A 20,854-nucleotide genomic window follows, 5' to 3' on the forward strand; every position below is an offset into this window, starting at 1 on the left:
CATTTTCAGTAGCAGCAGTTTACACGGGCGAGCAAAACGGCAAAAGCAGAAACCACTCAGGCTTCGTCGACGGGGGTATCGGGTTGTTTGCGCACGAACTGACGAAACAGTTCACGGCTCTTCAGCGGCTTACCGCCGAGATAGGGTTTCAGCGCCATGCGGGTAAAGCGCTTGGCTGCACGCAGGGTTTCTGCATCGGGAAATTGGCGTTCATCCAGAGCACGGAGTTCACGGCCGGTAAAACTGTAATGATCCACCACCAAGCTGGCGATAAAGCCTTTTTCTTCGCGATAGCGATAGGTCATGCCGTCATCCACCGGTTCGCCGCTGCCAGCACAATGGAGAAAATCCAGCCCGTAACCCAAGTGCCCCAACAGCGCCAACTCGAACTGCCGCAGGGCATGTTCCGGGGAACTGTCCTCCGCCGCCAAAGCCTGTAAGCATTGCAGATAATCGAAGAACAACACCGAATAGTTGCCTTCCTGCTCCAGCACCCGTGACAACAGTTCATTCACGTAAAGGCCGCTGTAAAGCATCATGCCGCTGAGGGGTAAACCAAGGGAAACCGCTTCGGCACCGCGCAGCGTTTTGACTTCGCCACGACCGCCCCAGCGTACTAACAGAGGAGTAAAGGGTTGCAAGCAACCCTTTAGATTGGAACGGCGACTGCGTGCGCCTTTTGCCAGCAAGCGCACCCGCCCATGGCCTTCCGTGAACAGGTCCAGCATCAGGCTGGTTTCACTAAAGGGCCGCCCATGCAGGACGAAAGCGCGCTCCCAGCCATCCATTGGATAGTTTATTTCAGGTCGTCGGTATAGCCCAGGCTACGCAGCGCACGTTCGTCGTCCGCCCAGCCGGATTTCACTTTCACCCACAGTTCCAGATGCACTTTGGCCTCAAACATCTGTTCCATATCCTGACGAGCTTCAATACCGATGGTCTTGATCTTCGAACCTTTGTTGCCGATAACCATCTTCTTCTGGCCTTCACGCTCAACCAGGATCAGACCGTGCACGTCGTAACCACCGCGCTCATTCGGTACGAACTGTTCGATTTCGACCGTCACCGAGTAAGGCAGTTCCTCACCCAGGAAGCGCATCAGCTTTTCACGGATGATTTCCGACGCCATAAAGCGCTGGGAACGGTCAGTGATGTAATCGTCCGGGAAATGGTGTTCCGCTTCCGGCAACACTTTGCGCGCGATAGCCGCAATAGTGTCCACATTCATGCCTTTTTCGGCAGAGATCGGCACCACATCGAGGAAGTTCATCTGCTGACTGAGGAACGCAATGTGCGGCAACAGCTTGGATTTGTCGGTAACGTTGTCGACCTTGTTGATCGCCAGCAGCACCGGGCTTTTCAGGCTGCGCAGCTTATTGACCACCATTTCATCATCAGCAGTCCAGTTCGTGCCTTCTACGACGAAGATCACCAGCTCGACGTCGCCGATTGAGCTGCTGGCCGCACGGTTCATCAAACGGTTGATGGCGCGCTTTTCTTCGATATGCAGACCCGGGGTGTCGACGTAAATGGCCTGATAAGCGCCATCGGTATCGATACCCATAATACGGTGACGGGTCGTCTGTGGTTTACGCGAGGTGATGGAGACTTTTTGCCCCAGCAGTTGGTTCAGCAACGTGGATTTGCCCACGTTGGGACGACCTACGATCGCAATAAAACCGCAGTATTGTTTTTCTTCGCTCATTCAAGCTCCAGCTTTTTCAGCGCTTGTTCCGCTGCCGCCTGCTCGGCTTTACGGCGGCTTGAGCCGGTGCCCACGACGGGCTCGCTCAAACCACTCACCTGACAGTGGATAGTAAACTCCTGATCGTGCGCCTCACCGCGAACCTGCACCACCAGATATGTTGGCAACGGCAGATGACGACCTTGTAAAAACTCCTGCAAGCGGGTTTTCGGGTCTTTCTGCTTATCACCGGGGCTGATTTCGTCCAACCGGCTACGATACCAGTCCAAAATCAGTCGCTCAACGTTTTGAATATCGCTATCCAGGAACACACCGCCAATCAGTGCCTCCACCGTATCCGCCAGGATTGACTCGCGGCGGAATCCACCACTTTTCAGCTCGCCCGGCCCAAGGCGTAAACACTCGCCCAGATCGAATTCGCGCGCCATCTCCGCCAACGTATTGCCCCGCACCAGCGTGGCACGCATGCGGCTCATGTCTCCCTCGTCTACGCGAGGAAAACGCTGGTAGAGCGCATTGGCGATGACAAAACTAAGGATCGAATCACCCAGAAACTCAAGACGTTCATTGTGTTTACTGCTGGCGCTACGGTGAGTTAACGCTTGCAGTAAGAGCTCCTGCTGTTGAAAAGTGTAGCCCAGCTTCCGCTGCAGCCTGTTTATTACGATGGGGTTCATGAGTTACCAATAGATCAAGAATGCGTCAAAAACTTGCAGCATACGGAACAGGCCTGCTTTGCCAAAAGCCAATCCAAAGCTGTTTCGTTTGCAGTGGCGCCCAAAAGGGGCCAACTTTTATCGCTCGAGGGACTATTCTACAACGAGTGGAAATATATTGCTGCGTTTTTCCCGTCGTCTTTCAAGCTGCAGCGTTGTTACCTGCACTATTTTCCCCCAGTCACTTACCCAAAAGTAAGCTCCTGGGGATTAAATAGCGTGTCGCCTAGCTGCGACTCGAAATCCATAGGGATCTTGACCATATAAACTGCAACCTAATTGGCTGCAGTTTGCAAAACGCTATTAGTGAATACCACCGATACGGCTCAATCTGACGCCCGTTGGCCATTCACCTTCCTGCTTTTCGAAACTCATCCAGATCGCAGTGGCTTTACCTACCAGATTCTTCTCAGGCACGAATCCCCAATAACGGCTGTCTGCACTATTATCGCGGTTATCGCCCATCATGAAGTAATGGCCAGCGGGTACTACCCACTCGCCCAACGGCTGGCCTGCTTGCTGATAGTAAGCGCCGACCTGATCTTGTGCACCGGGCACGGTCAGAATGCGGTGAGTTACGTTGCCCAGAGTTTCCTTGCGTTCGCCAAGGCGAATACCGCCCTGTGGCACGTTATCCGTCAGAGGGATCTGGAAGAAACCGTTGCTGGCTTCACCCATGCCGCTGCGGGTAAACATCTGCACAAAATCGCTCGGTTGCATATCGCTGTAGGTGACCGCCAATGCGGTATCACACGCCTGGCCACTATTACAGGACTCTTGCACCGTCACGCGCTTATTCACCGGATCATAGGTCACGCGATCGCCAGGTACGCCAATCACGCGTTTGATGTAATCCAGTTTGGTGTCGCGTGGATATTTAAAGACCGCAATATCGCCACGCTTGGGATGACCGGTTTCAATTAGCGTGGTCTGGGTGATCGGATCCTTTACGCCGTAGGCAAATTTTTCCACCAGAATAAAATCACCAATCAACAGCGTCGGCATCATTGAGCCTGAAGGGATCTGGAACGGCTCGTAAATAAACGAACGCACCACAAACACCAACAGCAATACCGGGAACACCGAAGCCCCGGTTTCAACCCAACCCGGCTGCCTGGCCACTTTCGCCAAGGCCGCTTCGTCGACCGTTCCGGCCGCCTGTGCATTGACCGCCGCGATTTTCGCCCGGCGTGCCGGCGCCCATTTAAAGCGCTCAAAGCACCAGATGATCCCGGTCACCAAAGTGGCAATCGCCAGGATCAAGGCAAACATATTCGCCATGCAAACTCCCTAGTTACGCGAGCTTTCGCTCTTACTTACCGTCTTTACCCACGTGCAGAATGGCCAGGAACGCTTCCTGCGGCAACTCAACGTTACCCACCTGCTTCATGCGTTTTTTACCGTCTTTCTGCTTCTGCAGCAGCTTCTTCTTACGGCTGACGTCGCCGCCGTAGCACTTGGCCAACACGTTTTTACGCAGCTGTTTCACCGTAGAACGAGCGATGATATGCGTGCCGATCGCCGCCTGGATCGCAATATCGAACTGCTGGCGTGGGATCAGCTCTTTCATTTTCTCGACCAGTTCACGGCCACGATACTGTGCGTTATCACGGTGAGTGATCAGCGCCAGCGCATCTACGCGTTCGTTGTTGATCAACACGTCAACGCGCACCATGTCCGAGGCCTGGAAACGTTTGAAGTTATAGTCCAGCGACGCGTAACCGCGCGAGGTGGATTTCAAACGGTCAAAGAAGTCTAGCACCACTTCGGCCATTGGAATTTCGTAGGTCAGCGCCACCTGGTTACCGTGGTAAACCATGTTGGTCTGTACGCCACGCTTCTCAATACACAGCGTGATCACGTTGCCCAGATATTCCTGCGGCATCAGCATGTGACACTCCGCAATCGGCTCACGCAGTTCAGCGATGTTATTCAACGGCGGCAGCTTGGAAGGGCTATCGACGTAGATGGTTTCATTGCCGGTGGTTTCGACTTCATACACGACCGTAGGTGCCGTCGTGATCAGTTCCAGATCGTATTCACGCTCCAGACGCTCCTGAATGATCTCCATGTGCAGCAGACCCAGGAAGCCACAGCGGAAGCCAAAGCCCAGCGCGGTGGAGCTTTCTGGCTCATAGAACAGGGAGGCGTCGTTCAGGCTCAGCTTGCCCAGCGCATCGCGGAAGGCTTCATAATCGTCGGAACTGATCGGGAACAGGCCGGCATACACCTGTGGCTTCACTTTTTTGAAGCCTGGCAGCATTTTGTCTGCCGGCTGGCGAGCCAGCGTCAAGGTATCGCCCACCGGTGCGCCGAGGATATCTTTAATTGCGCAGACCAACCAACCCACTTCGCCACAGTTCAGCACGTCGCGATCGACACGTTTCGGGGTGAAGATCCCCAGACGATCGGCGTTATAAGTTTGGCCGGTGCTCATGACCTTAACTTTATCGCCCTTGCGCAGAGTACCGTTTTTCACCCGGATCAAGGAGACAACGCCAAGGTAGTTATCAAACCAGGAATCGATGATCAGTGCCTGCAACGGAGCATCCGCATCACCTTCTGGTGGCGGGATATCACGCACCAGACGCTCCAGCACTTCAGGCACGCCAACGCCGGTTTTTGCCGAGCAGCGCACCGCGTCAGTCGCATCAATGCCCACGATATCTTCGATTTCCTGTGCAGCGCGATCCGGATCGGCGGCAGGCAGGTCAATCTTGTTCAACACCGGCACCACTTCCAGATCCATGTCCAGTGCGGTATAGCAGTTGGCCAAGGTCTGGGCTTCTACGCCCTGCCCGGCATCCACCACCAGCAATGCACCCTCACAGGCGGCCAGTGAGCGGGAAACCTCATAGGAGAAGTCAACGTGCCCAGGAGTGTCGATAAAGTTAAGGTGGTAAACCTGCCCATCCTTGGCTTTATAGTCGAGCGTTACGCTCTGCGCTTTGATGGTAATACCACGCTCACGTTCCAGATCCATAGAATCCAGCACCTGTGCGGCCATTTCACGTTCGGTCAGGCCGCCGCAGATTTGGATAATACGGTCAGACAGCGTCGACTTACCGTGGTCAATATGGGCAATGATAGAAAAATTTCTTATGTGTTTCATTTAATTAGTTTTTCTGCCTTGGTATTTCTGAATTACTCGCCTATGGAACCCGCATGGACATAAAGCGACGGTGAATGGGTCGGCTATTTTTCGCCTGAATCGCAGCATTCTACATGCCACAACACTGAAAACCTAGCAATCGGTGTAGGGAAGCTATTCGATTATACGTAGTTTAGTGTTACAACGCGCCGCAGTTGATGAAAGCAGATATTAACGCGGCGAAGGCCTGATAAAAATTGTGGGTTAATTGCGCCAATCCTGTTGGCCAGACAATATTAACCCGGTGGTAATACATATTATGCGATTACGCAATAAACCCAATCTCAATTACCTCATAAATAATATTTTTATCAATAACTTACATTTAAACGACACGACACCTGCTTTCGGATAAACCCCCATATACGCTCCCTCGCCCCTCGGTTACAAGTGACAAGAACTTTGGATAAAAACAGACTTCAGGGCACTACGACATCGGCAAGCCCACCAGAGTTCACCAGCATCTCCTCTGAACATTGATTGGAAGGTTTATCATGATCGATAAAGGGCAAATGCTGAGCCGGCACGATTTTTCCAAGGTCAACTGGGGCATTTTGGCAGCGGTAACGCTGCTGTTCACACTCGGTGCGGTGCTGTTGTTAATGCCGTTATTGAGCAACATGGAAGATCCTCACGTTCTGGCCTTACTGCAAGCCGGCGCGGTTACCATTCTGTTAGGCACTATGTTGCTGGCATTGCGCCATTATCTGCGGCCAATGCTGACCTATCGCCTGTATGAGCACGGCGTGCGCGTGCTGGATCACCACAGTCATAAAGAACGGTTTATTGCGTTTGAAAAGATTGCCGATATCTACCATTCTCGCGGTAGCAGGCTGCTTGGCGGGCTGAACGACAATATGGCGTTTCGCACCTCGGAGGCGGCGTTCTGGTACAACATCAAGAGCAATATTTCTCACTCTCGGCAGTTGATTGAAACCCTGATCCAACAACAGATCCAGCAGCGTGGGCCGCTGGCATTAAATTCGCTTTATCAGGGGGAAATATTGACCTTCGCCTATCTCAATAGCAGAAAGGGCTGGCTTGGTTCATGGCAAGAGAAACCGACCCAAACATTACGGCTTAGCGCTACGACGCTGAGTACCGCCCAGGCCCAGGTTCAGATCGAAAAGATCCACCGGCTGGAAAACAATCTGCAGCGTGGCACCCTTCGTTTGCTGGATCTACAAGGCAATGAACTGTTTTCGCTGGGTTATGACTCGCTGTTCAGCGCCGATCTGTTTATTGCACTGATGGAGCATATGATCAACAACCGCATCCCCGCCTATAGCAACCCGGCGATGACGCGGCCGCCGTATTAAATCGGGGATTCAGTTTCGGTGTGCAACCGCAAGGCACCCGGCGGCAAGCCGATTTGCAGCACTACGGGTTGATAATTGGCCTGTTCGCCGAGGCGTTTAGCCAATGCACGTGCGATCAGGAAAGCGAGGCCGCCCCCTAAAATCCCACCGAGTGCCGCCGCTGCGTCACTGCCCAACCACCATTGCAGCAGGCCACCGCCTAGCATCATGCCTAATAATGGGGTCAGATAGACCAGCATCGCCGAGCGCAACAGGCTGCCTTCGGCGATACCGACTTCGACGCGCTGGCCGGGTTCCAGAGGCTGGGCGATTGCCACCTGCAGGTGATGTTCACTTTCAGGCACCAGTTCGTCGAATGCGCGAGCACCGCAGCCAGAACGCGCGGTGCAACTGCCACAGCCGGCTTTAGGCTCACAACGCAGCTGTGCCACGCCCTGTTGCCACGAGACCACCGTGGCCCACTCTTTCATCATTGCGGCGCTACCTTGAAAGTAATGCTGTCGGCAATGCGTTTCGCCGTTGAAGGAGGTAATTCTCCAACCACGGTAATTTCATTGCCATTACGAATTTCGGTTTGGATGGTACGGCGGCCCTGACGATAAAACTGTTGGCTGGCATTGCTGCCCGAAGGGCTGATGTTAACCGAGAAGCTGAACAAGCCATCGCTATAAAGTCGCGATTCAACCGGCACTGCCACATTCGGTAACTTGCGGCGATTACGCGCCACCTCGTTAACGCCAGCAGGCAACCAACCAGCTTTCCAGGCAAGCTTAACGTCTTCAGCCGCGGGTAGGGTCAATAGCGGTGGCAGATTGGCTTTAAGCAAAGGTTGCATGACGCTTTTCACCTGATCGCCCACCACTACCGAGATGACCCGATACTGTTCCAGCGTTTCGCCATCACGATCGAGCAGATCGACCCGCAGCGGTAACTTGGTCTCCATATCCATCCAGACCACATAGCTGTAACGGGAACCGTCACGAGCCACGACGCGGTAAACGTCACAAGGCCGATCGGAAATGCGGGTGCGGCCAACGGAGATGAAGTCGTAGTATTTCGCCAGATAGTCGAAATCGGCAAATACGATGGCGGGCAAGGCGTCAACGATGTGATCGCCAGACAGCGTGAACGGTTCCAGACCAGGCTCAAAATAGCTGATCCCACCGCCACGTTGCAGCACTTCCCGACGAGGGCCGTCCATATGCAGCAGCTGCCCCAAGGGCTGTTTATCGATCACTGCATGGCGATAGCGTAACGACTCTATCCCCTGCTTGCTGATGCTGATATAGGCGAGTTCATAATTGAGTGAACGGCTGGCGCTGCTCATTTGTTGCAATAACGCCCCGGACGCAGGTTCCTGCGCCGAGGCGATATTTGAATTGAGCAGGCCGCCCGTTAAAAGACAAACGGAGAACCAGATTTGCTTCATTACTGCTGTTGCATTCCTAAAGACTGAGTTCCAGGAACCTGAACTGCGGCCTGCTGTGGCCTGCTTTGTTCAAGTTGCAGCTGATCGGAGTGCAAACGGCGTTGCAGCTCATAATCCTGCAGCATGGCATTGATACGCTTACGCTGTTCCTGCACCTGCTGCTGTTGACCGCTGCCGGTTGAGAAACTGTCTGCCGGGACGCCCAGGCTGACCGGGGAAGCTTGCCCCATGATTGGCAACGTATTGAACGCTGGTGTTTCAGCCGCGCCTGATTGGGCAGTTGGCTGATTGTACTGTTGCACACCCACGATCACTGCCAGAGAAACACAAGCGGCAACGCCGACTTGAGTTAGCTGACTAGCCCAAGGACGAACCTTGTGCCAGAACGGCAGTTTACCCCAGGTGTGAGGTTGCGGTTGAGATTCGGGGATTGCCGAAGGAACCAGACGAGCGGGCTCTTTTTCCAATGCGGCAGCAACACGGTCTGCGATATCGAAATGCATGACTTGCCCGATATCACCCCGTAACGTGTCACGGATTAGGTGATAGCTCTGCCAGCTTTGTTGAAGCGCCCGATCTTTACTCAATGAACTCAGCAGCTCATTGTCGAGCATTTCACCATCCATCAGAGCGGAAAGCTTTTCTTTCTGCATGCCTAAGTACCCTTCCAGTGTCCGCTATCGCTAACGTTGGATCAGCGGTTGAACTTTATTATCGATAGCCTCCCGAGCACGGAAAATACGTGAACGTACGGTTCCGACCGGGCAATCCATGATGGCGGCTATCTCTTCGTAGCTTAGACCATCCAACTCCCTCAGGGTAATCGCCATGCGAAGATCCTCTGGGAGTGACTCAATGGTACGGAAAACTATCTGTCTCAGTTCTTCTGACAACATTAAGTTCTCAGGGTTCGAAATTTCTTTCAGTGCGCCCGCACTTTCGTAATTTTCGGCATCATTGGCATCCACATCGCTTGATGGTGGGCGCCGGCCCTGAGCAACCAGATAATTTTTTGCTGTATTGACAGCAATTCGATACAACCAGGTGTAAAAGGCGCTATCGCCACGGAACGACTCCAGTGCGCGATAAGCTTTAATAAACGACTCCTGCACCACATCCGGCACGTCGCCCTGTGGTACGTAGCGCGAAACGAGACTCGCCACTTTATGCTGGTAACGAATTACCAGTAAGTTAAACGATTTCTGATCGCCCTTCTGGACCCGCTCAACCAGAACCTGATCCGTTAACTGCTCGCTCATCCGAGGTAAATTCTCCCCAAATCTATCTCCACGCGTGAAATTGTACCGCCAGCCATACATTATTTTCCTGAGCAAGCACTCGCTTGGAGTTCATACGGAACGCTAAGTTCCATACCGCCATTGTTTTTTTGTTGATGTCACCTTGTCCGTGGCTTTTGCCCGGACAAGTAGGCTAACATGAATTTCACTCTTCTTCTGCACACATCATACGTTATGCAACCATCATCTGAACATGTTAGCGATGTATTGATCGTCGGTAGCGGTGCTGCTGGCCTCTCCCTGGCGTTGCGCCTGGCGCAACATTGCAAGGTTACTGTACTCAGCAAAGGTCCGCTCAATGAAGGCGCCACCTTTTATGCCCAAGGCGGGATCGCCGCGGTGTTTGATGAAACGGACAGCATCGCCTCACACGTTGATGACACGCTGATCGCCGGAGCCGGCCTGTGTGACAAAGACGCCGTCGAGTTTATTGCCGGCAATGCACGCCACTGCGTACAGTGGCTGATCGATCAGGGCGTCCTGTTCGACACCGAAACCAACTCCCAAGGTGAAGAACGCTATCACCTGACGCGGGAAGGCGGACACAGCCATCGGCGCATCCTGCACGCTGCCGACGCCACCGGCAAAGAAGTAGAGACTACCCTGGTAGCGAAAGCAAGTGCTCACCCCAATATTTGCGTGATGGAGCGCCGCAATGCGGTCGACCTGATCACCTCCAACAAGATCGGCTTACCGGGCACCAAGCGCGTAGTGGGCGCTTACGTCTGGAACCGTGAGCGGGAACAGGTGGAAACCTACCGTGCCAAAACGGTGGTGTTAGCCACCGGCGGAGCAGCCAAGGTTTATCAATATACCACCAACCCGGATATCTCTTCGGGCGACGGCATCGCCATGGCCTGGCGCGCAGGCTGCCGGGTCGCCAACCTGGAATTCAACCAGTTCCACCCAACCTGCCTGTTCCACCCACAGGCGCGTAACTTCCTGTTGACCGAAGCGCTGCGCGGTGAAGGTGCCCACCTGAAACGCCCGGACGGCAGCCGCTTTATGCCAGACTTTGATCCGCGTGGTGAGCTCGCGCCGCGCGATATCGTCGCCCGCGCGATTGACCATGAGATGAAACGCCTGGGTGCTGACTGCATGTATCTGGATATCAGCCACAAGCCGGCGGAATTCATCACCCAGCACTTCCCGATGATCCACGAAAAGTTGATGACGTTGGGCTTTGACCTGACACAGCAGCCGATCCCGATCGTCCCTGCGGCGCATTACACCTGTGGCGGCGTGATGGTCGATCAGCATGGCCGCACCGATCTGGACGGCCTGTATGCGATCGGCGAAGTAAGCTACACCGGCCTGCACGGAGCCAACCGCATGGCGTCCAACTCACTGCTGGAATGCCTGGTTTATGGCTGGTCCGCCGCCGAAGATATTCTGACGCGTCTGCCTGCCATCAAGCTGGCCAAACAGTTGCCACAGTGGGATGAGAGCCGGGTGGATGATTCGGATGAACGCGTGGTGATCCAGCATAACTGGCACGAACTGCGGCTGTTTATGTGGGACTACGTCGGGATCGTGCGCACCACCAAACGCCTGGAGCGGGCGCTACGCCGCATCAATACGTTGCAGCAGGAGATTGACGAGTATTACGCCAACTTCCGCATCTCCAACAATCTGCTGGAGCTACGTAATCTGGTGCAGGTGGCGGAACTGATTGTGCGCAGCGCGATGGAGCGCAAGGAAAGCCGTGGGCTGCATTACACGCTGGATTACCCGGATATGTTGCCGGAGCCAAAACCCACCATTCTGCAACCCTGAGGCTTCAGTAGTTCAGATAGAAATCGGTAATCAACTGGCGGAAATCGGTGGTGTAGCTGCCATCCGCCAGTTTTATTGCCAGCTCGGCCTCTTTTTTCGCCACCGGTTTGCGCGCTAATGCCAGCATCAAACGGTGCTTTGGCGTGTCGGCCCGGTCGCTGATGTTCAGCCGCCGTGCGGTGTGCCAGCCACGTTGGTGGGCATTCACTTCAAAAGCTTCGCCAATCTCATAAGGCAGCACCACGCAGAACTGCCCCTCGGCCGTTATCAGCCTTTCGGCGCTATCCAGCAAGGCGTCATGAGTCAGGGTTTCGGTATAGCGGGCGTTGGTGCGAGCCAGATCGCGACAGGCGACAGAAGGCTCAAAATACGGTGGATTGCTGACGATCAAATCGTAACAATGAGCATGCTGCTGGGCAAAATGATGGATATCCTGGCTGTGCACCTGGATCTTCTGCGGCCAAGGCGACTCCAACACGTTATCACGTGCCTGCAAGGCGGCGGCGTTATCCAGCTCAACCGCATCGATGGTGACCTCGCCAGCCGTGCGCTGCGCCAACATCAGGGCGATCAGCCCACTGCCGCAGCCAATATCCAGCACTCGTTGCACGTTTTCCACGGCAGCCCAGGCGCCGAGCATAACCGCATCGGTACCCACCTTCATCGCGCAACGATCGTGGGCGACAAAGAACTGCTTAAAGGTAAAACCGCCGCGGCGCGGGGTCGATTTAGTTTTAATTTGATTACTCACAATAGCCACCAGCAGACAAAACTGGCGTAGCATAAGGCAAACTGATCTAGGGTAAAAGTTAAAAAGGGTGAACCCTGCGGCCATCCCGTCTATAATCGGCGCCCCAAGTAGAGGTAGATAATGACAGCAACCAATTTTTCCGAACTCGAACTCGATGAGCGCCTGATCCTCGCTTTGCGTGATAAAGGCTACGATCGCCCCACCGCTATCCAGGCCGAGGCGATCCCGCCAGCCATGGACGGGCGCGACGTATTAGGTTCGGCACCGACCGGCACGGGCAAAACCGCCGCATTCTTGCTGCCGGTTCTGCAGCATCTGCTGGATTTCCCACGTAAGAAGTCTGGCCCACCGCGCGTACTGATCCTCACCCCGACGCGTGAGCTGGCAATGCAGGTGGCCGATCAGGCTCGTGAATTGGCTGCGCATACCTCGCTGGATATCGCCACCATCACCGGCGGCGTGGCGTATATGAACCACGCCGAAGTCTTTAGTGAAAACCAGGACGTGGTGGTTGCTACCACCGGCCGCCTGCTGCAATACATCAAAGAAGAAAACTTTGACTGCCGTGCGGTAGAAACACTGATCCTGGACGAAGCCGACCGCATGCTCGATATGGGCTTTGCGCAAGACATCGAGACCATCTCGGCGGAAACCCGCTGGCGTACCCAGACGTTGCTGTTCTCCGCAACGTTGGAAGGCGAAGCTATCCGCGAGTTTGCCGAGCGCATCCTGAAGGAGCCGGTTGAGGTTGAAGCCGATCCTTCCCGCCGCGAACGTAAAAAGATCCTGCAATGGTATTACCGCGCCGATGACGTGAAGCATAAAACCGCCCTGCTGGTGCATCTGTTGCAACAGCCGGACGTGCAGAAGTCAGTGATCTTTGTACGTAAGCGTGAGCGCGTGCATGAGCTGGCCGCCTGGCTACGTGAAGCGGGCATCAATACCTGCTATCTCGAAGGGGAAATGGTGCAGGCCAAGCGTAACGAAGCGGTAAAACGCATGATGGATGGCCGCGTCAACGTGCTGGTCGCCACCGACGTTGCAGCGCGCGGGCTGGATATCCTGGATATCACCCACGTGTTCAACTTCGATATGCCGCGCACTGCCGATACCTATCTGCACCGCATTGGCCGTACTGGCCGTGCCGGGCGTAAAGGCACCGCCATTTCGCTGGTAGAGGCGCACGACCATCTGCTGCTGGGCAAAGTGGGGCGTTACCTCAATGAGCCACTGAAAGCCCGTGTGATCGACGAACTGCGTCCATCCACCAAGGTGCCTAGCGAGAAGAGCAACGGTAAACCTTCGAAGAAGGTGCTGGCCAAGCGCATCGAAGACAAGCTGAAGAACAAAGAGAAGGCCAAGGTGAAGGTACGCCATCGCGACGCGAAAAACGTCGGTAAGCGCCGCCAGCCAAAAGCCAAACCAGACGCACAATAATCTCTCTGCCATCAAAAAACCGCCATCACTTTGAAGGCGGTTTTTTTATTTTCAAGGCTGAGTATAGTGCCCAGCCAATTTCTGACTTTTGAGCCAGCTCTCCAATTGACGGTACTGCTCACGCAACTCGCTATTCTGCAAATGCACTGGCGTCTGGGCAAAGTAATACTGGAACGTCCTCCCTTGCTGATTTAGTGCCTTGGCATCAGCCCCCGTTTGTAACAGGAGCAGCGCCAACTGTGGTGCGTTGATTTTTGCGGCCAGGTGCAAGGGCGTATCCCCTACTCTGTCACTCAATGTACTGTCGGCCCCGGCATTCAACAGTATACGTACCTGCTCCTCCCGCCCCGCCAGCACAGCGGCGGCTAATGGCGTAGCCCCAGTGACCAGATTACGCATATTAACCTGGGGAGCCTGTTGCAATAGCAAGCGTAAATATTGCGCATCCTTGACCATCGCCGCCGTATGCAATGCCCCGTTGCCCTCCATACCAGGTTGCCCAATATCTGCCCCCGCCTGTATCAATGCCTGCACACTGCCTGGCCTCTGCTGCAGAATCGCCCACTGCAACAGTGTGATCTGCAAATCTCCCCGCACATGAAGCCGTTCAGCTGTTGCTTGCTGGCTAATTTGCCAAACATCACCTTCAGCCACCGCCTGTGATAAAGACAGGCTATCGGTACCCGCAAATGGCGAATTTTGCTGTTCCATATAGTGCTCCTTGGCTACCATCAATAACCCAGCGATCCCAAACAGGGGCAAAACGAGAGCCGCTATCCAGCAGCCTCTGCACCACCTTTTAGGCATTCGCCTTGATCTCCCACGGCTTCTGTTCCGCCATTGAGCTGATTACCTTATCGATGCCATGTGCCGTCATGCTGCGATCGAAATATTTGCTTGGCCGCCAAGCATCAGTGCCGCTCAGAGTTTCATTGTTGGCAATGGTGATTTTATGCCCGATAGCATCTGGAAGCAGAGAGGTCGACTCCTGTGTCCCCGTCAACATATCGTATTGTTCACTGTAATGACGGATCCCGCCAGATTCTGCATCTTGCTTTGCCGCAGCGGGATTAATACCGAAACGGTTCAGAGTATGATCGGAAACCCCAGCGGCGTTGAATGTTACCGCCAGAGAACCGGTTGCCAACGCCGCCGTTGCCGCCAATCCTCCCCCCAACGAATGGCCGGTGATCACTAACGCTTCACCAAACGCAGCTTTGGCATTCTTGGCAATCGCCACGGCATGATTGTACTGCACATCGTCGTACCCGGTAGCCTGGCGCACATTGCTCAGCCAATCGCGCATATCATTAGTACCAGCGAAAGCCAGCACATAGTGCTGCTTATTCGAATAAATACCCGCCTGTAAGCCCGAGGCTGTATCCAATAGACTTGCGGGGTCAATGCCAACACTCAGCAAATCGTTATCACTCATGCGCGAAAAACCCTCTGCACCATGCCCCGTTAGGTTGTAGACATCCTTGGCCAATAACGCCAAAGAGTAATCGCCCTGCTGAGACTCTTGCCCACGAGACACCTCCCGCCTAGCAGCCAAAGGGACCGCAGCAGAGAGATCGTGAGTCAGTGAATTCAACAGGTTTTGTGCATTACGACTATTTTCAGAGGGGAGCGACACAGCAGTTTTTGTCACCTGTGGCTCGTCGGTTTGGACTGGTTTTATTGCGTTTTGAGCCGGGAGTGCCGCAGCAGATACAGCGGATATGGGCGTCATCGTCGAAATGAAACTCAAAGGCAAACTCATAGAGACTCCTTATCAATAGACAGCCCCAAATGGAACTGATTTAGCTATCGGCGAGTCATACGAGTTCTGTAATGGGAATGATTATTTTTTGCAGGTAATGTGATCAAAATCTATTTTCTGCCGTGAAGGCAATAGAAAAGGGAGCCAAAGCTCCCTTTTGTCTACCTAGCCGAAAATTACAGGCTTTCGGTAAAGGTACGTGCGATAACGTCACGTTGCTGTTCTGGCGTCAGTGAGTTGAAACGCACCGCATAACCAGAAACACGAATGGTCAGCTGCGGGTATTTTTCTGGGTTCTTAACCGCATCTTCCAGCGTTTCACGGCGCAGCACGTTCACGTTCAGGTGCTGACCACCTTCTACGCGCACGGTAGGTTGCATTTCCATCGGCACTTCGCGGTACTCGATCTGGCCCAGTTCGCTAACAGGCACGATCTGATCTTCCGCATAATCCGCTTTGGCACATACACAGCGCGCTTCTGATTTCTCTTCATCCAGCAGCCAGAAAGAGTTCACCAGTGCTTGATTGTTCGCTTTAGTGATTTGAATACCAGTAATCATTTTGTTGCCTCCGTAATAGGGAGAAAAATTTCTACGTCGCCGAAAACTCGGTTGTGGTTTCCGGCCATTTGGTAAAACCAATGTTGTCTTGTTGTTCTGTATACCAGTCAAACCGGGTCAATTCTTTGACTAAAATCAATTTTTACGGGGTACTGAAATGAGCGGTAGAGGCAAATTTATGTTTTATATCAATTTTACCTTTTTGCTCATTAAAATTATTTTTGTAAATTTTCAAAAATATTTGTATACCTCGCTCGCCATACCTATTGAAAATAGCGGGTTTCGCCGAGCGGAGGTTAACGGTAAGCTATGCACCATGAATTGCTAACAAAAACAAAGGAGAGTGCTTATGTCTACCTCCCTCACCTGGCACGACGTCATCGGCAAAGAGAAAGAGCAGCCCTACTTTCTGGATACACTCGCCTTTGTAGCTAATGAACGCCAGGCTGGTAAGACCATTTATCCACCGCAGAAAGACGTGTTCAACGCTTTCCGCTTTACCGAGTTGGCAGACGTCAAAGTGGTGATCCTGGGGCAAGATCCCTATCACGGCCCGAACCAGGCCCATGGCCTGTCGTTTTCCGTGCGCCCAGGCATCCCTGCGCCGCCTTCACTGGTCAATATGTACAAAGAGCTGGTGACGGATATCCCCGGCTTTGAACGCCCGACACACGGCTGCCTGCAAAGCTGGGCCGAGCAAGGCGTACTGCTGCTCAATACCGTATTAACCGTTGAAGGTGGCCGGGCGCATTCTCACGCCAATCTGGGCTGGGAAACCTTTACCGACAAGGTCATTGCCGCGTTAAACGAAAATCGCGAGGGTGTCGTGTTCCTGCTGTGGGGGTCACACGCACAAAAGAAAGGGAGCTTTATCGATCGCCAGCGCCATCATGTGTTGAAAGCGCCGCATCCCTCCCCGCTTTCTGCCCATCGCGGTTTCCTGGGTTGCCACCACTTTTCGCAAACCAATCAGTTACTGGAACAACAAGGCCTGGCACCGATTGACTGGGTACCGCACCTGCCGCAGGAATGATCCACCAGGCACAAAAAAGGCACCACGCGGGTGCCTTTATCCTCAGCAGGTCTTATTAGGACTTGGCTTTGGATACCGCTACCATCGCAGGGCGCAGCAGGCGGCCATTCAGCGTGTAGCCTTTCTGCATCACCATCATCACATGGTTCGGCTGATGGTCGGCTGATTCCATCAGGCTCATCGCCTGGTGAACGTCCGGGTTGAATGGCACGTTGAGTTCACCTACCACTTCGATGCCGTACTTGCGTACCGCGTCCAGCAGTGACTTCAGCGTCAGTTCAATCCCTTCGATCATCGCGACCAGTTCAGGGTTGTTCTTGTCCGCCAGCTCCAGTGCACGCTCCAGGTTGTCGATCACAGGCAGCAAATCACCGGAGAATTTTTCCAGCGCGAATTTGTGAGCCTTCTCGACATCCAGCTCGCTACGGCGACGAACGTTTTCCATTTCGGCCTTGGCACGCAGCACACTATCACGCTCGCGTTGCTGAGCTTCAGCCAGTTGGGCTTCCAACTCGGCAATGCGATCATCGCGCAGATCGGCGCCTGCCGCCATGGCTTCCTCGTGCTGTGCTTGCTGTTCCATTTCTTCCGAGGCTTGCTCGTTTGGCGTCTTCTGTTCTTTACTACTCATGAATATCTCCGCGTTTTAGCATTAATCTCGCAACTTGGCTTATTATGGGGATCAAAACCGGGGTTTCAAGTCAACCGGTCACAATGTGGGGCATAAACCGTCCCTGGTGAGGAAAATGGCAGCGATGAAGAAAAAATTTGCATGTATTGGCATTGTTGGGCACCCGCGTCACCCTTCCGCATTGGCTACTCATGAAATGCTGTTCGAATGGTTGGTTGCCCGTGGCTACAAGGTGATCCTTGAACGCCAGATTGCCCACGATTTGGGCATGAAAGACGTAGATACCGGCAGCCTGGCGGAGATTGGTCAACGGGCCGATCTGGCCGTCGTGGTGGGTGGTGACGGTAACATGCTGGGCGCAGCGCGCGTATTGGCGCGTTATGACATCAAGGTGATCGGGGTCAACCGTGGCAATCTCGGCTTCCTGACCGATCTCGACCCAGACAACGCACTCCAGCAGTTGGCGGACGTGCTGGAAGGGGAATATATCGACGAGAAGCGCTTCCTGTTGGAAACCATCGTCCATAAAGAGCACCAGCAATGCCGCGTCAGCACCGCAATTAACGAAGTGGTGTTACACCCTGGCAAGGTGGCGCATATGATCGAGTTCGAAGTTTACATAGACGATCGCTTCGCCTTCTCGCAGCGTTCCGATGGCCTGATCATCGCCACGCCGACCGGTTCTACCGCCTACTCGCTTTCCGCAGGCGGGCCAATATTGACTCCATCGCTGGAAGCCATCGCATTGGTGCCGATGTTCCCGCACACGCTTTCCGCCCGGCCGCTGGTGATCAACGGCGACAGCACCATTCGCCTGAAGTTTTCCCATATCGGCAGCGATCTGGAAATCAGCTGCGACAGCCAGATCGCCCTGCCCATTCAGGAAGGCGAAGAGGTACTGATCCGCCGCAGCGACTTCCACTTAAACCTGATCCACCCCAAGGACTACAGCTATTTCAATACGTTGAGCACCAAATTGGGCTGGTCAAAAAAATTATTCTAAAAATGGCGCCAACCGCTTTACTGTATATAAAACCAGTTTATACTGTATGAAATCACAGTTATGTGTTTATACACAGGAAGGTCCCTATGTTGGCGCAATTAACCATCAGCAATTTTGCTATCGTTCGTGAGTTGGAGATCGACTTTCAAGCGGGTATGACGGCAATCACCGGTGAGACCGGTGCCGGTAAGTCGATTGCTATTGATGCGTTGGGCCTGTGCCTCGGCAACCGCGCAGACGGCAACGTGGTACGTCTGGGGGCCTCCCGTGCCGATATCTGTGCCCGCTTCTCACTGGCAGATACCCCATCCGCCCGCGAATGGCTGGAACAAAACCAGCTGGATGACAGCAACGAGTGCCTGCTGCGCCGCGTGATCGGGACAGATGGCCGCTCCCGTGGCTTTATCAACGGCACCGCCGTTCCCCTTTCCCAATTGCGGGAACTTGGCCAGCGCCTGATCCAGATCCACGGCCAGCACGCTCACCAGTTGCTGCTAAAACCCGAACATCAAAAACAGTTGCTGGATGCCTATGCTGGCGAACCGGCCTTGCAGGCCGCCATGCACCAGGCTTACCACCAATGGCATCAAAGCTGCCGCGAGCTGGCACACCATCAGCAGCAATCTCTCGAGCGCGATGCCCGCAAGCAACTGCTGCAATACCAGTTGAAAGAGCTGAACGAATTCGCCCCACAGGCCGGTGAATTTGAGCAGATCGACAGCGAATACAAGCGTCTGGCCAACAGCGGCCAGTTGCTGACCCTCAGCCAGCAGGCGCTGCAACTGCTGGCCGATGACGAGCAACACAACATGCTCAGCCAACTCTACACCACCAAGCACCTGCTGCTGGACCTGATCGGCATGGATGAGAAGCTAAGCGGCCTGCTGGATATGCTGGAAGAGGCCTCGATCCAAATCAGCGAAGCCAGCGATGAACTGCGCCATTACGCAGACCGCATGGATCTCGATCCCAACCGCCTGCATGAGCTGGAGCAGCGCCTGTCGCGCCAAATCAGCCTGGCACGTAAGCACCATGTTTCACCGGAAGAATTACCCGGCCTGCATCAACAACTGCTGGATGAGCAACAGCTGCTTTCCCAACAGGCTAGCGATCAGCAACACCTGAGCGAAGCAGTCAACCTGCATCATCAACAGGCGCTGGCGCTGGCTGAGCAGTTGCACCAGAAGCGGCAGCACTATGCAGCCGAGTTAACCACCCTGATCACCGAGAGCATGAATGCACTCTCGATGCCGCACGGCAAATTTAATATCGACGTCCGCTTTGAACCGGAATACCTGAGCAGTGAGGGGGCCAGCCGCGTTGAATTCTGCGTCTCCACCAACCCGGGGCAACCGCTGCAACCATTGGCAAAAGTGGCCTCCGGCGGTGAGCTTTCCCGCATCGCATTAGCCATCCAGGTCATTACCGCCCGTAAAATGGAAACTCCGGCGCTGATCTTCGATGAGGTGGACGTAGGTATCAGTGGCCCAACAGCTGCCATTGTTGGCCGCTTGCTGCGCCAGTTGGGTGAATCAACCCAGGTTATGTGCGTAACCCACCTGCCGCAGGTCGCCGGTTGCGGTCATCAGCATTTATTTGTCAGCAAGCAAACCGACGGCACGGTAACCGAAACCCAGATGTCCCCCTTGGACAAACGCGCCCGTCTGCAAGAGTTGGCGCGCCTGCTTGGCGGCAGTGAAGTCACTAAAAATACGCTGGCAAATGCAAAAGAATTGCTGGCCGCATAACTTTTTTACTTTCCTGAGGTCATAATGAGGCCCTGTAAAGGTTCCCAACTGCTGCAAGGTCTATTATCATCGGCATCCTATGCCCTAAAGGAATGTGATTATTATGCGCTGTAAAATGCTGACAGCTGCCGCTGTGGTTCTTGTGATGCTGACCGCAGGCTGTTCTACTTTTGAGAAGGTGGTTTACCGGCCTGATATCAACCAGGGTAACTACCTGACACCAACCGACGTGGCAAAAATCCACAAGGGAATGACGCAACAACAGGTTGCTTACACATTGGGCACGCCAATGATGCAGGATCCGTTTGGTACCCAGACGTGGTTCTACGTGTTCCGCCAAGAGCCAGGCCATGAGAAGATCACGCAGCAAACGCTGACGTTGACGTTCGACAGCGCAGGTGTGTTGACGGATCTGCAGAATAAACCGGCACTGACTGAGTAAGCCGAGCCGGAGCTGTCATCCGGCCCATGGGGGAAGAGTGAGATCCTTCATGACAGTCGCAGGCTGCAACTCGGAAGACAACGTTCTGATGAA

General features: G+C 54.1%; 21 protein-coding genes. 7 read left to right on the forward strand and 14 right to left on the reverse strand.

What is annotated here, in order from left to right:
- Positions 1–56: 56 nt before the first annotated feature.
- The 5 genes from recO to lepA all read right to left on the reverse strand — a co-directional run bounded on the left by recO (position 57) and on the right by lepA (position 5,533).
- Positions 57–788 (reverse strand): DNA repair protein RecO, encoded by a 732-nt coding sequence (recO, locus tag ACKWMY_RS04730; RefSeq protein WP_021178899.1) that lies wholly within the window; start codon positions 786–788, stop codon positions 57–59.
- 8 nt (positions 789–796) lie between these two features.
- Complete coding sequence (gene era / locus ACKWMY_RS04735; RefSeq protein WP_024529374.1) at positions 797–1,705, reverse strand: GTPase Era; 909 nt, start codon at positions 1,703–1,705, stop codon at positions 797–799.
- Entirely contained in the window at positions 1,702–2,382 is a 681-nt protein-coding gene (gene rnc, locus ACKWMY_RS04740) for a ribonuclease III (protein WP_021178901.1), read from the reverse strand. The genes era and rnc overlap by 4 nt, the downstream gene beginning before the upstream one ends.
- Positions 2,383–2,724: 342 nt before the next feature.
- Complete coding sequence (gene lepB / locus ACKWMY_RS04745; protein WP_074029498.1) at positions 2,725–3,702, reverse strand: signal peptidase I; 978 nt, start codon at positions 3,700–3,702, stop codon at positions 2,725–2,727.
- 31 nt (positions 3,703–3,733) lie between these two features.
- Positions 3,734–5,533 carry a translation elongation factor 4 gene (gene lepA, locus ACKWMY_RS04750; protein ID WP_024529376.1) on the reverse strand — a complete coding sequence of 600 codons (1,800 nt, stop codon included), beginning with the start codon at positions 5,531–5,533 and terminating at the stop codon, positions 3,734–3,736.
- 533 nt (positions 5,534–6,066) lie between these two features.
- On the opposite strand from lepA, the gene ACKWMY_RS04755 reads away from it, so the two are divergent.
- Positions 6,067–6,891 carry a hypothetical protein gene (locus ACKWMY_RS04755; RefSeq protein ID WP_074029500.1) on the forward strand — a complete coding sequence of 275 codons (825 nt, stop codon included), beginning with the start codon at positions 6,067–6,069 and terminating at the stop codon, positions 6,889–6,891.
- On the opposite strand, the gene rseC is transcribed toward ACKWMY_RS04755, so the two are convergent.
- The 4 genes from rseC to rpoE are packed head-to-tail and all read right to left on the reverse strand — an operon-like array spanning position 6,888 to position 9,579.
- Entirely contained in the window at positions 6,888–7,364 is a 477-nt protein-coding gene (rseC, locus tag ACKWMY_RS04760; RefSeq protein WP_024529378.1) for a SoxR-reducing system protein RseC, read from the reverse strand. The genes ACKWMY_RS04755 and rseC overlap by 4 nt on opposite strands.
- Positions 7,361–8,320: a sigma-E factor regulatory protein RseB gene (gene rseB, locus ACKWMY_RS04765; protein WP_199062701.1), complete on the reverse strand. Its 960-nt coding sequence runs from the start codon at positions 8,318–8,320 to the stop codon at positions 7,361–7,363. Before rseB ends, rseC begins: the two co-directional genes overlap by 4 nt.
- Positions 8,320–8,973 (reverse strand): anti-sigma-E factor RseA, encoded by a 654-nt coding sequence (gene rseA / locus ACKWMY_RS04770; RefSeq protein WP_024529380.1) that lies wholly within the window; start codon positions 8,971–8,973, stop codon positions 8,320–8,322. Before rseA ends, rseB begins: the two co-directional genes overlap by 1 nt.
- A gap of 30 nt (positions 8,974–9,003) precedes the next feature.
- Positions 9,004–9,579 (reverse strand): RNA polymerase sigma factor RpoE, encoded by a 576-nt coding sequence (gene rpoE / locus ACKWMY_RS04775; RefSeq protein ID WP_012146382.1) that lies wholly within the window; start codon positions 9,577–9,579, stop codon positions 9,004–9,006.
- 213 nt (positions 9,580–9,792) lie between these two features.
- Here rpoE and nadB point away from each other — a divergent pair, with 213 nt between their 5' ends.
- The gene (gene nadB / locus ACKWMY_RS04780; protein ID WP_024529381.1) at positions 9,793–11,394 is read left to right on the forward strand and encodes an L-aspartate oxidase; all 1,602 of its coding nucleotides are present in this window, start codon (positions 9,793–9,795) and stop codon (positions 11,392–11,394) included.
- Positions 11,395–11,398: 4 nt separating this feature from the next.
- Here the strand turns inward: nadB and trmN are convergent, their stop codons facing one another.
- Positions 11,399–12,178: a tRNA(1)(Val) (adenine(37)-N(6))-methyltransferase TrmN gene (gene trmN, locus ACKWMY_RS04785; RefSeq protein WP_409485969.1), complete on the reverse strand. Its 780-nt coding sequence runs from the start codon at positions 12,176–12,178 to the stop codon at positions 11,399–11,401.
- A gap of 87 nt (positions 12,179–12,265) precedes the next feature.
- Here trmN and srmB point away from each other — a divergent pair, with 87 nt between their 5' ends.
- Positions 12,266–13,582, forward strand: coding sequence for an ATP-dependent RNA helicase SrmB (gene srmB, locus ACKWMY_RS04790; protein ID WP_024485802.1), 1,317 nt, complete (start codon positions 12,266–12,268; stop codon positions 13,580–13,582).
- A 51-nt stretch (positions 13,583–13,633) separates the two neighbouring features.
- Here srmB and ACKWMY_RS04795 read toward each other — a convergent pair whose 3' ends face one another.
- From ACKWMY_RS04795 to grcA, 3 genes are all read right to left on the reverse strand, one after another.
- Positions 13,634–14,389 carry an ankyrin repeat domain-containing protein gene (locus ACKWMY_RS04795; protein ID WP_309048435.1) on the reverse strand — a complete coding sequence of 252 codons (756 nt, stop codon included), beginning with the start codon at positions 14,387–14,389 and terminating at the stop codon, positions 13,634–13,636.
- Complete coding sequence (locus tag ACKWMY_RS04800) at positions 14,382–15,344, reverse strand: phospholipase (RefSeq protein WP_309048434.1); 963 nt, start codon at positions 15,342–15,344, stop codon at positions 14,382–14,384. Before ACKWMY_RS04800 ends, ACKWMY_RS04795 begins: the two co-directional genes overlap by 8 nt.
- Before the next feature lie 176 nt (positions 15,345–15,520).
- Positions 15,521–15,904 carry an autonomous glycyl radical cofactor GrcA gene (grcA, locus tag ACKWMY_RS04805; protein WP_021178913.1) on the reverse strand — a complete coding sequence of 128 codons (384 nt, stop codon included), beginning with the start codon at positions 15,902–15,904 and terminating at the stop codon, positions 15,521–15,523.
- 349 nt (positions 15,905–16,253) lie between these two features.
- Between grcA and ung the strand changes: the two genes are divergently transcribed.
- The gene (gene ung / locus ACKWMY_RS04810) at positions 16,254–16,937 is read left to right on the forward strand and encodes a uracil-DNA glycosylase (protein ID WP_021178914.1); all 684 of its coding nucleotides are present in this window, start codon (positions 16,254–16,256) and stop codon (positions 16,935–16,937) included.
- 55 nt (positions 16,938–16,992) lie between these two features.
- Here ung and grpE read toward each other — a convergent pair whose 3' ends face one another.
- Positions 16,993–17,568, reverse strand: coding sequence for a nucleotide exchange factor GrpE (grpE, locus tag ACKWMY_RS04815; protein ID WP_021178915.1), 576 nt, complete (start codon positions 17,566–17,568; stop codon positions 16,993–16,995).
- Between the two features lie 124 nt (positions 17,569–17,692).
- Between grpE and nadK the strand changes: the two genes are divergently transcribed.
- The 3 genes from nadK to bamE all read left to right on the forward strand — a co-directional run bounded on the left by nadK (position 17,693) and on the right by bamE (position 20,761).
- A complete protein-coding gene (nadK, locus tag ACKWMY_RS04820) occupies positions 17,693–18,571 on the forward strand; it encodes an NAD(+) kinase (RefSeq protein WP_024485805.1) in 879 nt (292 codons plus the stop codon).
- 86 nt (positions 18,572–18,657) lie between these two features.
- A complete protein-coding gene (gene recN / locus ACKWMY_RS04825; RefSeq protein ID WP_024485806.1) occupies positions 18,658–20,319 on the forward strand; it encodes a DNA repair protein RecN in 1,662 nt (553 codons plus the stop codon).
- Positions 20,320–20,422: 103 nt separating this feature from the next.
- Positions 20,423–20,761, forward strand: coding sequence for an outer membrane protein assembly factor BamE (gene bamE, locus ACKWMY_RS04830; RefSeq protein WP_021178918.1), 339 nt, complete (start codon positions 20,423–20,425; stop codon positions 20,759–20,761).
- Positions 20,762–20,854: the final 93 nt, after the last annotated feature.

The organism is Serratia sp. J2, from assembly GCF_046269175.1.
In the GTDB taxonomy this organism is placed as follows: domain Bacteria; phylum Pseudomonadota; class Gammaproteobacteria; order Enterobacterales; family Enterobacteriaceae; genus Chania; species Chania fonticola_C.